The organism is Maribacter aquivivus (assembly GCF_900142175.1).
Taxonomy (GTDB): domain Bacteria; phylum Bacteroidota; class Bacteroidia; order Flavobacteriales; family Flavobacteriaceae; genus Maribacter; species Maribacter aquivivus.
The window spans coordinates 23918-39863 of record NZ_FQZX01000003.1 but is presented as its reverse complement, the minus strand read 5'-3'; the positions used below and the strand labels follow the sequence as shown (position 1 = coordinate 39863).

Genomic DNA, 15946 nt, shown 5'->3' with positions numbered 1-15946 from the left:
TTTGAAATCGCTTAGTCGAGAAACTATAGTAGACTTACCAAATTGAACTATTTTTGTATTTCATGCAAGCAACAAAACACATTAGTAGCGCTCAAAACCCACTGATAAAGAAGATTTTACTCTTAAAAGAAAAATCTAGAGAGCGCAAAAAAACAGGTCTTTTCATCTTAGAAGGGCTGCTTGAATTACAACTATCAATTGGCGCACAGTATGAAATAGAAACGGTATTATACTGTGAAGACATTTTAGAGAGTTCTGAAAGTAGCGGTATTTTAAAATCTTTTCACTCAGATCAACTTATTTCAGTAACCACAGAAATCTATAAAAAATTAGCCTACAGAGACACGACCGAGGGAGTAATAGCCATTGCTAAAAGTAAAGACCATCAACTTTCCACATTGAAATTCGAAACTAAGAATCCGCTAATACTTATCGCCGAGGCTCCCGAAAAACCTGGTAATATTGGTGCATTACTAAGAACTGCAGATGCTGCAAATTTAGATGCAGTTTTAATTGCCAACCCTAAAACAGATTTATATAATCCGAACATTATAAGATCCAGCGTAGGATGCCTTTTTTCTAGAAATGTAAAAATGGGTAGCACTACTGAAATTATATCTTATTTAAAAAAAGAAGGATTTCAAATATTCTGTGCAGCACTATCAGCATCTAAAGATTATACGACAGTCAATTTCACAGCACCTACTGCAATAGTAGTAGGTACCGAACATTCTGGATTAAGTGAAGAATGGCTAAAAAACAGTACTCAGAACATCATTATACCAATGGAGGGTCAAATAGATTCTATGAACGTTTCTGTGTCTGCGGCAATACTTATCTTTGAAGCGAAACGTCAGCGAAAAATAAACAAGTAACATTTATACTTTTTATAGTACAGTTTTCGTTTGCAACTACACTATATGGATAAAACATTCGTCTTTTATTGCATCCTTTTCATTTTGATTGCAGAATTCATACTTGCTACAGTAATGAATTATTTGAATGCAAAACGCTTTAAAGACCCTATTCCTGAAGATTTAAATGACGTTTATAATGCTGAAGAATATGAAAAATCACAAGCATATAAATTAACCAATTACAAGTTTGGTGTTTTTACCTCTATTTTTTCGTTAGCATTAATCTTAGCCTTTTTATTTTTCGGCGGATTTGCTTGGGTAGATAATGTTGCTCAAATTATCAGCGAGAACATTATTATACAGGCATTAGTATTCTTTGGCATTATCATGATCGGAAGCGATATTCTCAACATTCCGTTTTCATACTACCAAACCTTTATAATTGAAGAAAAATTTGGATTTAATAAAACCACAAAAGCGACATTTTTAATTGATAAATTGAAGCAATGGGCAATGACCATTATTTTTGGCGGTGCAATTCTATCTCTGGTAATATGGTTCTTTCAATGGGCAGGCACTAACTTCTGGGTGTATACCTGGGCATTTGTAGCGATTTTCACATTGTTCATGAATTTATTCTACAGTAAATTAATTGTGCCTTTGTTTAATAAACAAGAGCCTTTAGAAGCTGGTAGCTTAAAAGAGAAAATAGAAAATTACGCAGCTCAAGTAGGTTTTGATCTACAAAACATTTTTGTCATCAATGGATCTAAACGCTCCACAAAAGCCAACGCCTATTTCTCAGGCTTCGGAAAAGAAAAACGAGTAACCCTATATGATACTTTAATCAACGATTTAGAAGAAGAAGAAATAGTTGCTGTTTTAGCCCATGAAATAGGGCATTATAAAAGAAAACACATCATATTTAATCTAGCCACATCAATAGTACTTACAGGAGTAATGTTATTTATACTTTCATTATTTATTAATAATCCTGAAGTTTCATTGGCAATAGGTGTAGAAAGACCAAGTTTTCATGCTGCATTAATCGGTTTTGGTATCTTATATAGTCCCATTTCAGAAATCACAGGCTTGCTAATGAATCACTTTTCAAGAAAATTTGAATATCAGGCAGATGACTATGCAAAGAATACTTACGCAGCCTTGCCTTTAGTGACTTCTTTAAAAAAGCTATCAAAAAACAGTCTTAGCAACTTAACTCCGCATCCTGCATATGTTTTTATGCATTATTCACATCCACCACTTATTGATCGCATACGTAATTTAAAGGCATAATTTTTGTTGCCCATCATATAAGATTATCTTATTTTTAATCTAGTATGACACAGGTAGAAATAGAAGAAGAAAATAAACTTATAGCTCACGAGTATAAAGAATTACTGCGTATTAGTTACCAAACCTTAACAGATGAGGATAAAAAACTAATACGAAGTGCTTTTGAGATAGCTGTTGATGCGCACAAAACTCAACGAAGAAAATCGGGCGAAGCTTATATTTTTCACCCTATAGCGGTAGCAAAAATTGTGGCATCAGAAATTGGTCTAGATGCTGTATCTATTGCCTCTGCCCTACTACATGATGTTGTTGAAGATACCGAATACACATTAGATGATATTGACCGCATGTTCGGTGAAACTGTAGCTCGTATTGTTGACGGACTCACAAAAATATCGCATTTAAAGAAAGACATGAATATCTCTCAACAGGCAGAGAATTTCAGAAAAATGCTCTTGACTTTAAATGATGATGTTAGGGTAATCATTATTAAAATTGCCGATCGTTATCACAATATGCTCACCATGGATTCTATGCCAGAGCATAAGCAAGTAAAAATTGCTTCTGAAACCTTATACATATATGCACCTTTAGCACATAGAATAGGGCTTTACAATATTAAAACGGAATTAGAAGACTTAAGTTTAAAGTATACTGAACCTGAGGTCTATAAATCTATAAAAGACAAAATAGAAGATAGCAAGGAAGATCAGCAAGCCTATATCGATGCTTTCTCTGATACTATTGACAATTCTCTTAAAAAAGAAGGACTCAATTATATTATAAAAGGGAGGATGAAGTCTATCTTCTCTATGCGTAAAAAGATGATTGCCCAGAATGTCACTTTTGAGGAAATCTATGACAAATTCGCCATTAGAATTATTTACAAATCCGACGCACAGAACGAAAAATTTCTTGCCTGGAAAATTTATTCCATAGTTACCGATCACTTCACTCCTAACCCGGTTAGATTAAGAGATTGGATATCCTCGCCAAAATCTACGGGTTACGAAGCCTTACACATTACCGTAATGGGACCTAAAGGCAAATGGGTAGAAGTACAGATCAGAAGTGAGCGCATGCACGAAATAGCTGAGAAAGGTTATGCGGCGCATTTTAAATACAAGCATGGTAATCAAAAAGAACAGGGTATTGAAATTTGGTTAAACAAACTTCAAGAAGCTTTGGAAAACGCCAATACCAATGCTGTCGATTTTGTTGAAGAATTTAAGCTCAACCTCTATTCAAAAGAAATATTTGTATTTACCCCTAAAGGAGAATTAAAATCTTTACCAAAGGGTGCTACTCCTTTAGATTTTGCATTTAGCATACATACAGAAGTAGGTATGCGCACAAGAGGCGCAAAAGTCAATGGTAAATTAGTACCATTAAATACCACATTATCTAGTGGTGACCAACTTGAAATTATAACCTCTGACCAAGCAAAACCTAATCAAAACTGGTTAGATTATGCTACAACAGCAAGGGCACGAGCAAAAATTAAATCTGTTTTAAGGGAAGAGAAAAAATCTGTTGCTGAAGACGGAAAAGAGATATTACGTCGTAAGTTAAAATCACAAAAAATTACTTTAAATGAAGATTCCATTAATAAAATGGTCACCTTCTTTAAACTTAAAACAAGTTTAGATTTATTTTATAGAGTTGGTATTGGATCAATAGACAATGCCATGCTTAAAGATTTTGCTTCATCATACAGTAATGCGTTCATTAGTTTCTTCAAGAACCGAATGCGCAAAACGCCTATACCAGAAGACATCAACAAGGATGAGATTACTTCTAAGTATGACATGTTGGTTTTTGGTAAAGAAGAAGAAAAATTAGAATATAAACTTTCTCAATGCTGCAACCCAATACCTGGTGATGATGTGTTTGGTTTTGTTAGCGTATCTGAAGGCATTAAGGTTCACAAAAAGAACTGTCCCAATGCCATTTCTTTACAATCTAATTATGCATACCGTATAATTAGCGCAAAGTGGATAGATTCTTCTCAACAAGAATACCAAGCAGATATTGTAATTACCGGTATTGACAATATGGGTCTTGTGAGTGATATAACAGAAGTTATATCTGATATTATGCACGTAAATATGCGTAATTTAAATTTCAGTACAGATGGCGGAACCTTTAAAGGGAAGATTACCGTGGTGGTCAAAAACAAAGCTGTATTAAAAAAGCTGACCGACAATCTTATGAACATCAACGGAATTCATAAAGTTACACGTATTTAGAAAAAGGAAATTAAAATTTAACTGTACCTTTGTGTATTAATAAGTAAATATGTCTTCTGATAAAAATCAAGAAATTGTAAAAAACGTCTTCACAACCTTTTTGGGGGACAAAGGACATAGAAAAACACCTGAACGCTACGCCATACTTCAAGAGATTTACGAAAGTGAAGAGCATTTTGATATAGAATCACTCTATATTAAAATGAAGAATAAAAACTATCGCGTTAGTAGGGCTACCCTATACAATACTATAGAACTCCTTTTAGATTGTAAATTGGTACGTAAGCACCAGTTTGGAAAAAACCAGGCACAATACGAAAAGTCATATTTTGACCGTCAGCATGACCACGTTATTCTTACTGATACCGGTGAGGTAATGGAGTTCTGTGACCCACGAATTCAATCTATAAAGAAAACGATAGAAGAAGTTTTTGATATTACAATAAACACACATTCCCTTTATTTTTATGGGACTAAAAATACTCCTGCAAAAGATGCGGGCAAAAAAGAAATTAAATAGAACTAACCAAGTATATAATATTTAGATGGCAGTAGATTTATTGTTAGGCCTACAATGGGGTGACGAAGGAAAAGGAAAAATTGTTGATGTATTAACTAGAGATTACGACATTATTGCGCGTTTTCAAGGTGGTCCAAATGCTGGTCACACCTTAGAATTTGACGGTATTAAACACGTACTTAGAACTATTCCTTCAGGAATTTTTCATAAAAAGGCAATGAATGTTATTGGTAACGGTGTTGTTATCGATCCAGTTGTTTTTGTAAAAGAACTAGAAGGTTTAGACCAGTTCAACATAGACTACAAAGCAAAACTTATTATTTCTAGAAAAGCACATTTAATATTACCAACTCACCGTTTGTTAGATGCAGCTTCTGAAGCATCTAAAGGAAAAGCAAAAATTGGTTCTACTTTGAAAGGTATTGGTCCAACTTATATGGACAAGACCGGTAGAAATGGTATGCGTGTTGGAGATCTAGAATTAGAGTCTTGGAAAGAAAAATACCGTCTTTTAGCAGATAAGCATGAAACTATGATTAGTTTCTACAATGTAGATGTACAGTATGATTTGGATGAAATGGAAGTAGAATTCTTTGAAGCTGTAGAGCGTTTAAAAGAATTAACTTTTATAGATAGTGAAGAATACTTAAATCAAGCTATAAAAGCAGGAAAAACTATTTTAGCAGAAGGTGCTCAAGGTTCTTTATTAGATATCGATTTTGGCACATACCCATTTGTTACATCATCTAATACAACAGCTGCAGGTGCTTGTACAGGTTTAGGTATTGCACCTAATAAAGTAAAAGAAGTATATGGTATTTTCAAAGCATATACTACACGTGTAGGTTCTGGTCCTTTCCCAACAGAATTGTTTGATGAAGTTGGTGCAGAAATGGCTAAAGTAGGTCACGAATTTGGTGCAGTAACAGGTAGACCTCGTCGTTGTGGTTGGTTAGACCTTGTAGCATTAAAATACGCTTGTCAAGTAAATGGTGTTACACAATTAAATATGATGAAGGGTGATGTACTTTCTGGTTTTGATAGCCTACAAGTATGTACTGCTTATAAATATAAAGGTGAAACTATAACTCATTTCCCTTATAACATAGAACCAGAAAATGTAACTCCTATTTACACTGAGTTCGCTTGTTGGAAAGAAGATTTAACCAAAATGACTTCAGCAGACCAATTGCCGAAAGAACTTAATGATTATATTGATTTCCTTGAAAAAGAATTAGAAGTGCCAATTAAGATTGTTTCTGTAGGTCCAGATAGAACTCAAACAATATCAAGATAGACATCTAACGACCAGGAGAGGTTGTTCAACTTACAGGAATGGCGATATAGGGAAATACCTTTATCGCCATTCTTTTTTTTTGTAATTTCAGTATCGTGTAAAATGTAAATTTCACATCTTTCAACTACAACTCGATATATGAAAAAAACCACCTTCTCTATCCTATTTTTATTTGCTGCTTTAGCAGTTTCTTGTAAAACGGAAAAAAAACAAACAGCAGAAGAGCAAACAGCAACTGAAGAACCAGCTAAAGGCGAATGGATCACTTTGTTCGACGGCACCACAACTAAAGGTTGGCGCGCTTATAATGGTAAAGAACTACCACCAGGATGGATCGCTAAAGATGGAGAACTACAATTTGATACTGAATTAGGTAAAGAGCAAGACTACACGGGTGGCACTGACATTATTTACGGTGCAGAAGAGTTTGATAATTTTGAACTCTATGTAGAATGGAAATTACCAAAAGGTGGTAATAGCGGTATTTTCTACCACTTAAAAGAAGGTTATGATAGTCCGCCAGAAGTTTCACCAGAGTATCAATTGATAGACGACGAAAACTACGCCAGCATTCACGACTTAACCGACTACAATTTAAGTTTAGGCTATACTGATAAACCAGAGGAACTAAAACCACTTCAACAAACAGCTTCAGATTATGCCATGCATGCGGCAGATCCAGAAGGAAAAATATTGAATCCGGTTGGAGAATGGAACACTACTAAAATCATTTTTACACCTGAGCAAGTTGAACATTGGCTAAACGGTAAAAAAGTAGTGTCATTTGTACCTTGGGATGAAGCCTGGTACCTGAAAAAGAATTCAGACAAATGGAAGAACAGTAAAGATTATGGCAAATTCAAAACTGGCTACATAGGCTTTCAAGATCATTCTAGCCCTATATGGTTTAGAAACATAAAAATCAAAAAACTTTAACCACCACACCAATGAACAAAAGAGACTTTATAAAAAACGCAGCAGCACTTTCCACGTTTGTATTATTACCATCTGGACTTTGGTCTTGTAAAAAGGAAGAAAAGAAATTAACCAGACTCCGTACTGCGCATATTGGTGTTGGTAATATGGGCGCCGAAGACTTAAAAGCAATTTCATCTCATAATAAAGTGGATGTAACTGTATTGTGTGATGTTGATGCAAATAACTTGGCAGAAGCAAAAAAACTGCATCCAAATGCAAAAACATATACCGACTATAGGGTAATGCTAAAAGAAATGGGTGATGAAATCGATGCTGTAGTCGTTTCTACTCCTGATCATACCCACGCACCTGCCTCAATGATGGCAATGGAATTAGACAAGCCAGTATATTGTCAAAAGCCGTTGACACATTATGTATCTGAGGCTAGGGCTATGAACAAATTGGCAACAGAAAAAGGCTTGGTTACCCAAATGGGAATTCAGGTACATTCTTTTTACGATTATAAACTAGCAACCCTATTAATACAATCTGGCATTATTGGCAAAGTACATACGGTACGAGCATGGTCACCAAAAGATTGGGGCTATGACGGAACCGAACCAACAGGGTCAGATCCAATACCAGAATCATTAGATTGGAATTTATGGTTAGGAACTTCAGCTGAGAGACCATATAAAGAAGGATTCTATCACCCAGGTAATTGGAGAAAATTAGTCGATTATGGTTGTGGTACTTTAGGTGATATGGGCGTCCATATTTTTGACACCCCGTATAATGCTCTAGACCTACAAGTTCCTATGAACATTAAAAATGAATGTAGAGAACCAAACGGATTCGGTTTTCCGCAAAACAATATTGTCACTTACGAATTCCCACAAACGGCTTATACAACTGAAACATTAAAATGGGTTTGGTATGATGGACCTGGAGCACCTAAAGACCATGTAGATTTAATTCTACCGGGAGCTGAGAACATGGCAGATTCAAAAGAAACCTCTAAAGACTCTATGGCAGATAAAATGTCTCTAGAAACTAAAACTGCTGGCGAAGGTACATTACCAGATCAAGGTGCTATGTTCATTGGCGAAAAAGGAAGACTATTACTACCGCATTTTATGCAACTACCAAAAAAGATAGTAGACGGTAAATATGTAGATATTTCTGCAGAAATAGAAGCTGTAGAAAAAGCAAATAATATGAGCAAACCAATTCGCGATTATGATTTGGAAGGACCTAAACATTACCACCAATTTGTAGATGCCTGTTTGGGCACAGGTGAAACTACCGCACCATTTTCATATGCATCTAGACTTACTGAAACTATTTTATTAGGTGTTATCGCTGGCAGATTCCCTAATCAAGTTTTACATTGGGACAGTGAAAATGCTAAATTCTCTGAAGATGAAGCCAACGCTTTTTTAGAAGGAGATTACAGAAACTTCTAATTCATATTTAAAATAAAAAAAAGCCACTTTCCAGTGGTTTTTTTTATGCCTTATTTCACTGTATTGACATAACATGTTTGAAAAGCATAGTATTTAAAGGTTAACTAGAAAGTAATTTTTCTAATCCAATTACCCGTATGCAAATAAAATAAACACTAGCACTTTTCGCTTTAATCTCCCAAAAGTATCTTAAGCATGACAAGGCTCTTTTAAAATGTTCTATTTTTGAAAAAATTTTTAGGTTGAAAAAGATTTATTCAGTTGTTCTAATATTCTTTGCATGTACTCTTTTTGGTTATGCCCAACAAGATGCAGTAGAAGAAGAATCCAAACAAATTAATATTGTGTATGGTGCCAACTTCACAAAAAATGAAGCTGAATACCCAGGTGCATCTATATTTAGTAAAGATGACCGACAAGTACAATTTGAACATCAAGGTGCCGATTTATGGTGCGATGTTGCCATTTACTACCAGTTAGAGAATCGTTTAGAAGCCATTGGCAATGTTATACTAAAGCAAGGCGATTCGGTTGAAATGACCAGTAAAAAAATCAATTATTTAGGTGATGTAAAATTGGCTAAGGCTTGGGGAAATGTTGTTTTAACAAATTCAGACATGACCTTAAGAACAGATACCTTACGTTTAGATCGCGAAAAACAAGAAGCTTTTTATCAAGATAATGGTACGGTAATAGATTCTGCAAATACATTGACCAGTAAAATTGGCAAGTATTTTATGGAACTAAAAAAGTATCAATTTTTAGATAGTGTACATGTAAAAAATCCTGAATACACTTTAGACTCTGAACAATTAGATTACTACACTACTTCCAAGAACGCTTATATGTACGGTCCGTCCACAATTAATGGCGAGGCTTACAAAATATATTGTGAGAGAGGATTTTACGACACCAAGATTGAAAGCGGCTACGGAATTAAAAACACACGTATAGATTATAACAACAGAATTATTGAAGGTGACAGCGTGTACTTTAATAAGGCTAAAGAATTTGCATCTGCGACCAACAACATTACTGTAACAGATACTATCAATAACGGTATAATTAGAGCACATTACGCCGAAGTATATAAGGCAAAAGATTCTGTTTTCGCCACGAGAAGAGCGGTTTCTATCTCTGTGCAAGAAAGAGATTCACTTTATGTACATGGCGATACGCTAATGGTCACCGGTAAACCAGAAGATAGAATTCTGCGTGCTTTTAGAAATGCAAAATTCTACAAAACTGATTTAAGCGGAAAATGTGATAGTATACACTCTGCACAAAAGACAGGTATTACTCAGTTAATTAAAAATCCGATTATTTGGAACGGCGCCAACCAAATGACAGGTGATAGTATTCACCTAAAATCTAATTTAGAAACTGAAAAATTAGATTCTTTAAAAGTATTGAACAATGCTTTTATAATCTCTTTAGACAGTGTTAGCATGACAGGCTACAACCAAGCCAAAGGGATTAATTTGTATGGGAAGTTTATTGAAAACGAATTAAAACTCATAGACTTAGTTCAGAATACTGAGGTAGTTTACTATATGTATAATGATGATGATGAACTTATAGGGATAGATAAAACCGTTTGCAGTAAAATTAGAATTACTATGGCGGAAAATGATATTGAAGATCTTACATTTTACACAGATCCTGATGGAGATATATTTCCGGAAAAAGATTTACCAAAAAATAGCAGAATATTAAAAGGCTTCGTTTGGCGTGGAGATGAGCGTATACTCACCAAAGGTGATATTTTTGATGAAGATGATAACAACTTAGAACTTGTAGTTATTAACGGTATTGACAACCCCATTGATATTGATGCCGAAGAGCAACAAAGAAGTAAAAACGATACTGACCCAATCAACAATATTTCGGGTCAAGACAAAGCAACAGACCCTAAAAAATCTGTGAAACCAAAAAAGATAAAATAGGTCTTTGAAATGAATAAAGACTTTCTACAATATCAAGCACAAACTTCCCCCTATCCTTTAGGTATGGAAGTATCTCATGCCAAAGGCAGTTATATTCATGATACCAATGGCAATGCACATTTAGACTTTGTTGCAGGTGTTTCAGCTTGCACACTTGGTCATTGTCACCCAGAGATTGTTGAAGCAATAAAAAATCAAGTAGATAAATATATGCATGTAATGGTGTACGGCGAATATTCGCAATCACCAGCGACTACCTATACCAAATTATTGGCAGACAATTTACCTGCACCTTTAGAGGTTACCTATTTGGTAAATTCAGGAACCGAAGCTATTGAAGGCGCATTAAAATTGGCTCGCAGATATACTGGTCGTTCTGAAATTATAGCCGCTAAATCTGCCTATCATGGTAATACCATGGGTAGTTTAAGCCTTATGGATTTTGAAGAGCGTAAAAGTGTATTTAGACCTTTGCTGCCAGATATTTATCATATCGAATTCAACAACGAAAAAGATTTAGAGAAAATCACCACCAAAACTGCATGTGTAATATTAGAGACCATACAAGGTGGTGCTGGTTTTATACTCCCAAAAAACGATTATCTAAAGAAAGTAAAAGCACGCTGCAAAGAAGTGGGTGCATTACTTATTTTAGATGAAATACAGCCAGGTTTCGGCAGAACAGGAAAGCTATTTGCATTTGAACATTTTGATTGCGTTCCCGATATTTTAGTTATCGGCAAAGGCATGGCATCAGGTTTACCTGTTGGTGCATTTACAGCCAGTAAAGAGATTATGCATACGTTAAGTGAGAATCCGAAAATGGGTCACATTACTACGTTTGGCGGTAATCCTGTAATCGCAGCATCAAGTTTAGCAACTCTGAATGTATTATTAAACTCGAATTTAATCGCAGATACCTTAAGGAAAGAAGCACTATTTAAATCGCTATTAAAACATCCGAAGATTAAAGAAATTAGAGGCAAAGGTTTAATGCTTGCTTTACTAATGGATACACCAGAAACTGCAAACGAATTAGTACTGCAAGCAAAGGAAAAGAACCTAATTCTCTTCTGGTTATTATTCGAAAATAGAGCCGTAAGAATTTCTCCGCCATTAACTATTTCAGAAAAAGAAATTAAAGAAGGTTGCGCAAAAATTTTAGCACTTCTTAACTCTATGTAAATCAACGTTGTTAACTAATTTGTTAATAATATCGATTCGTACCGTGGCTGAAACCCCGTACAATCACTTACTTTTAAAATATCTTGTAAAACCAAAAAGTTCCTATGGCGTTAGAATCTAACGAGAGACCGGACAAGCCAATTACGAAATTCGAATCAATGTTAAAGACAGACGATGTCTATTTCTTTGATGCTGAGGATTTTGAAGATATTGTGCACCACTACCTAAATCATGGGAAGGTTTCTTTGGCTAAAAAAGGAATTAAAATTGGTCTACAGCAACATCCAGCTTCTATAGAATTGAAATTACTTCAAGTAGAAGTCATGGTTTTTGAAAACCAGATGGAAAAGGCTGAAGCACTTCTAGATGAGCTACAAAGGCTAGATAATTACAATGATGAAATTTATATTCAACGTGCCAATATATTTTCGAAGAGAGATGATCACGAAGGTGCTATAGAATTACTACAAAAGGCATTAAGTTTTACAAATAATAGTTTTGACATTTATAGTCTTTTGGGCATGGAATATTTGTTCATGGACAATTTTGATAATGCCAAAGAGAGCTTTATGAAATGTGTAGAGTTTGATGAACAAGATTACTCTTCACTTTATAATGTGGTGTATTGCTTTGAGTTTCTTGAAGATTACGATGGTGCCATTGTTTACTTGAACAGTTATTTAGAAAATAACCCATATTGCGAAGTCGCATGGCATCAATTGGGTAAACAATACTATTATAAAGAAATGTTTACAGAAGCCTTGAGCGCTTTTGATTTTGCTGTTATTTCAGATGACACTTTTATAGGTGCATATTTTGAAAAAGCCAAAGTACTTGAAAAATTGGGACGACATAAAGAGGCTATCGAAAATTACGAGACTACTATTGCTATTGAAGACCCAACATCTCATGCATTTTTAAGAATAGGAAAATGTTATGAAAAACTGAAGGATACAGAAATGGCTAAATACTATTTCTACCAAACGGTTCACGAAGATCCATTGTTAGACAAAGGTTGGTTGGCTATAACAAATCTATATTTTAATACTAAAGATTTTGAAAAAGCTATATTTTACATCAATAAGGCCTTAAATATAGATGGTGAAAATCCGCAGTACTGGAAAAAATGCGCAAATATTTACATGGCATTAAAAAACTATGACCAAGCAGATTTTGCATTTAAACAAGCGGTAGAACTAGGAAATTATGAATTGGACACGTGGTTGAATTGGGCTGAAGTTGTTCATTTAAACGGAGATGAATCATCTGCCGTAGAAATTCTATCTCAAGGAAGAGAGTTTTATCCTGAAAGTTTAAAGCTTTTATATAGGTCTGTAGGCTATCTACTACTTGCTGAAGACCCAATTAATGCTCGTATTATGTTAATGGATGCTCTAAAAATTGACAAAAAACAGAAAAAACTACATTTGTTCACTGAAAATTTTCCGGAATACGGCAAGTCTGAATGGACACAAGAAATTGTAAGAAAATACAATAAAACCTCATAGATTAGGTTCTACATTTCATGGACAATAGAAAACTTAAAGATTACACTTTCATATCTCTAAAAGGTATGGCAATGGGTATTGCCGAATTAGTGCCAGGCGTATCTGGTGGCACAATAGCTTTTGTAACAGGTATATACGAAGAATTCATTACTTCAATCAACAACGTTAACCTTACTACTTTAAAAGTATTAAAAGAAGAAGGTTTTAAAAAGTTCTGGGAGAAATTAAATGGCAACTTCCTGTTGGCATTGGCAATTGGTATGATGATTAGTATTTTAACATTATCCAAAGCGATTGCCTGGTTATTAGAAGAGCACACTATAGTTACATGGGCATTTTTTTTCGGTTTGGTATTAGCAAGTGTCATTTTCGTAGCCAAATCGATTAAAAGATGGAACGTATTAGCAATTGTATTATTCATAATAGGTACCGTAAGTGCTTTTTATATTACGACCCTACCCCCTTCAACTAGTTCTGGCAGTCTGCCTTACATTTTTTTATCAGGTGCTGTAGCCATTTGTGCAATGGTAATGCCAGGAATTTCCGGAGCATTCATTTTAGTTCTAATGGGATCATTCAAAACTGTTTTAGGAGCTTTAAATGAAAAGGATTTTGGTATTCTAATAACCTTCATTTTCGGGATAGTTTTTGGTATTTTAAGTTTTGCTAGAGTATTAAAATGGATGTTTACCAATTATAAAGATGCAACACTTGCGGTTTTAACAGGATTCATCTTAGGTTCATTGAACAAAATATGGCCTTGGAAGTATATTATAGAGGTAATTAAAATTGGTAAAAAAGAAATTGTTGTAGATGAAAACATCTCACCTTTCGCTTTTCAAGGCGATAATCAATTAACCTTTGCTATTGTAGCTGCTGTAATAGGTTTTTCTCTTATTTTTATATTAGAAAAATCAGCTTCTAAGAAGTAACGCAAAAACCTACATGAACGAACCCCGATCCTTTACCGATAAATTTTTCTTGGTCGTAAAGGGACTTTGTATGGGTGCTGCCAATAAAGTACCTGGTGTATCTGGCGGTATTGTCGCCTTTGTTGGTGGTTTTTACGAAGAATTTATTTATTCACTTCAAAAAATAAATACAAAAGCATTTAAGCTTCTTATTAATGGTAGACTTAAAAGTTTCTACAGATATATAAATGGCTCTTTTCTAACGCTACTCATTTTCGGTATGTTAGTGAGCTATTTTAGTGTTTCTAAAATATTAGACTATTTTTTAGTAACACATGAATTGTATGTGTGGTCTGCTTTTTTCGGTATGATCTTAGGTTCTATTTACTACATAGGTAAAGATTTTGACTATTGGAAAAAGAAAACATTTACAGCTGCTATTATAGGTCTAAGCGTGGGTGTAGCCATCAGTTTTCTTAGTCCGGCGAAAGAAAACGATAACTTACTATTCATCTTTTTATGTGGAATGATCAGTGTGTCAGGCATGACATTACCCGGACTTTCAGGTTCCTTTATATTAATACTTTTAGGTAATTATGTGCTGCTACTAGTAGATTCTGTAAACGCATTATATGATACGTTCTCAGAATTACTAATAGGTGATTTTAGTTTCACTTCTAATACCGAAAGATTACACACACTTAAAATCTTAGCCGTATTCACATTAGGATCGGCAACAGGTCTAGTTACTCTTTCACATGTATTGACCTTCGTACTAAAACACTATAAACATGTTACTACGGCAACCATTTTGGGCTTTATAACAGGATCTCTAGGAGTTGTTTGGCCATGGAAAAAAACTATCTTCAAAACAGGAATAGATGGTGAAAGCATTTTAGATTCTAACGGAAAACAAATAATAATGAACTACGAACGGTTTCTACCAGATATGACCACCGTAGAAAATTGGATGGCAATCATCTGTATTATATTTGGTATTAGTATTTTGCTACTTTTAGATTGGTATGGAAAAAACAGAAAAACAGAACGTTAATTACGGCTTAATAGGTAAAGATATTTCTTATTCATTTTCAAGAGGATATTTTAAAAAAAAGTTTGAAGATATGGGGCTAGACCATTGCACGTATCAAAACTTCGATTTACAAGCTATTTCAGAATTTCCAACCATCTTCAAAAACACTGAAAATGTACAAGGGCTGAATATTACCATTCCGTATAAAGAAGAAGTAATGGCTTTCTTAGACGATATAGATATTGCGGCCAAAAAGATAGGTGCCGTAAATACCATAAAATTTACTAAGAATGGTTTAATTGGCTTCAATACTGATGCCTACGGATTTCAAAAATCACTGGAACCACATTTAAAAGAACACCATAGAAAAGCACTAATATTAGGTACTGGCGGAGCGTCAAAAGCTGTAGCATTTGTACTTGAAGAGCTTGGCATAACACTTTCTTTTGTATCAAGAAGTGGTAAAAACAATGGATTTACTTACCATGACTTAACCAATGATATCATAGCTAAACATACTTTAATTATAAACTGCTCTCCTGTAGGCACTTTTCCTAAGGTTGAAGAAAAACCTGCAATTCCGTATTCCAAAATTGGTAAAGAACATCTACTTTTTGACTTAATATATAACCCTGAAGAAACTGCATTCTTATCTGCAGGCAAAGCTAATGGGGCTACAATTTGTAACGGACATAGAATGCTAGAATTCCAAGCTGAAAAATCTTGGGAAATCTGGAACCGTTAACCTCTTAACCTTTAA

The 15946-nt window shown here is 34.6% G+C and carries 13 protein-coding genes; all 13 read left to right on the top strand.

Annotated features, from left to right (window positions below; genetic code table 11):
- Positions 1-62 precede the first annotated feature (62 nt).
- The 13 genes from BUC31_RS15945 to BUC31_RS15885 all read left to right on the top strand — a co-directional run bounded on the left by BUC31_RS15945 (position 63) and on the right by BUC31_RS15885 (position 15931).
- On the top strand, positions 63-875 hold the full coding sequence (locus BUC31_RS15945) for a TrmH family RNA methyltransferase (RefSeq protein WP_073246100.1): 813 nt from the start codon (positions 63-65) through the stop codon (positions 873-875).
- A 45-nt stretch (positions 876-920) separates the two neighbouring features.
- Entirely contained in the window at positions 921-2153 is a 1233-nt protein-coding gene (locus BUC31_RS15940; protein ID WP_073246098.1) for a M48 family metallopeptidase, read from the top strand.
- 44 nt (positions 2154-2197) lie between these two features.
- Positions 2198-4402, top strand: coding sequence for a RelA/SpoT family protein (locus BUC31_RS15935; RefSeq protein WP_073246097.1), 2205 nt, complete (start codon positions 2198-2200; stop codon positions 4400-4402).
- 49 nt (positions 4403-4451) lie between these two features.
- Positions 4452-4922: a Fur family transcriptional regulator gene (locus BUC31_RS15930; RefSeq protein WP_073246095.1), complete on the top strand. Its 471-nt coding sequence runs from the start codon at positions 4452-4454 to the stop codon at positions 4920-4922.
- 25 nt (positions 4923-4947) lie between these two features.
- Positions 4948-6219 carry an adenylosuccinate synthase gene (locus BUC31_RS15925; protein ID WP_073246093.1) on the top strand — a complete coding sequence of 424 codons (1272 nt, stop codon included), beginning with the start codon at positions 4948-4950 and terminating at the stop codon, positions 6217-6219.
- Positions 6220-6357: 138 nt separating this feature from the next.
- Positions 6358-7155, top strand: coding sequence for a 3-keto-disaccharide hydrolase (locus BUC31_RS15920; protein WP_073246091.1), 798 nt, complete (start codon positions 6358-6360; stop codon positions 7153-7155).
- A gap of 11 nt (positions 7156-7166) precedes the next feature.
- Positions 7167-8603 (top strand): Gfo/Idh/MocA family protein, encoded by a 1437-nt coding sequence (locus BUC31_RS15915; RefSeq protein ID WP_073246089.1) that lies wholly within the window; start codon positions 7167-7169, stop codon positions 8601-8603.
- Between the two features lie 233 nt (positions 8604-8836).
- Positions 8837-10549: an OstA-like protein gene (locus BUC31_RS15910; RefSeq protein ID WP_396627753.1), complete on the top strand. Its 1713-nt coding sequence runs from the start codon at positions 8837-8839 to the stop codon at positions 10547-10549.
- A gap of 9 nt (positions 10550-10558) precedes the next feature.
- Complete coding sequence (locus tag BUC31_RS15905; RefSeq protein ID WP_073246085.1) at positions 10559-11734, top strand: aspartate aminotransferase family protein; 1176 nt, start codon at positions 10559-10561, stop codon at positions 11732-11734.
- Between the two features lie 104 nt (positions 11735-11838).
- The gene (locus tag BUC31_RS15900; protein ID WP_073246083.1) at positions 11839-13242 is read left to right on the top strand and encodes a tetratricopeptide repeat protein; all 1404 of its coding nucleotides are present in this window, start codon (positions 11839-11841) and stop codon (positions 13240-13242) included.
- A 17-nt stretch (positions 13243-13259) separates the two neighbouring features.
- The gene (locus BUC31_RS15895) at positions 13260-14174 is read left to right on the top strand and encodes a DUF368 domain-containing protein (RefSeq protein ID WP_073246081.1); all 915 of its coding nucleotides are present in this window, start codon (positions 13260-13262) and stop codon (positions 14172-14174) included.
- Between the two features lie 13 nt (positions 14175-14187).
- Positions 14188-15207, top strand: a complete 1020-nt coding sequence (locus BUC31_RS15890; protein ID WP_073246079.1) for a DUF368 domain-containing protein — start codon at positions 14188-14190, stop codon at positions 15205-15207.
- Positions 15179-15931 (top strand): shikimate dehydrogenase family protein, encoded by a 753-nt coding sequence (locus BUC31_RS15885; protein ID WP_073246077.1) that lies wholly within the window; start codon positions 15179-15181, stop codon positions 15929-15931. The genes BUC31_RS15890 and BUC31_RS15885 overlap by 29 nt, the downstream gene beginning before the upstream one ends.
- Positions 15932-15946 lie beyond the last annotated feature (15 nt).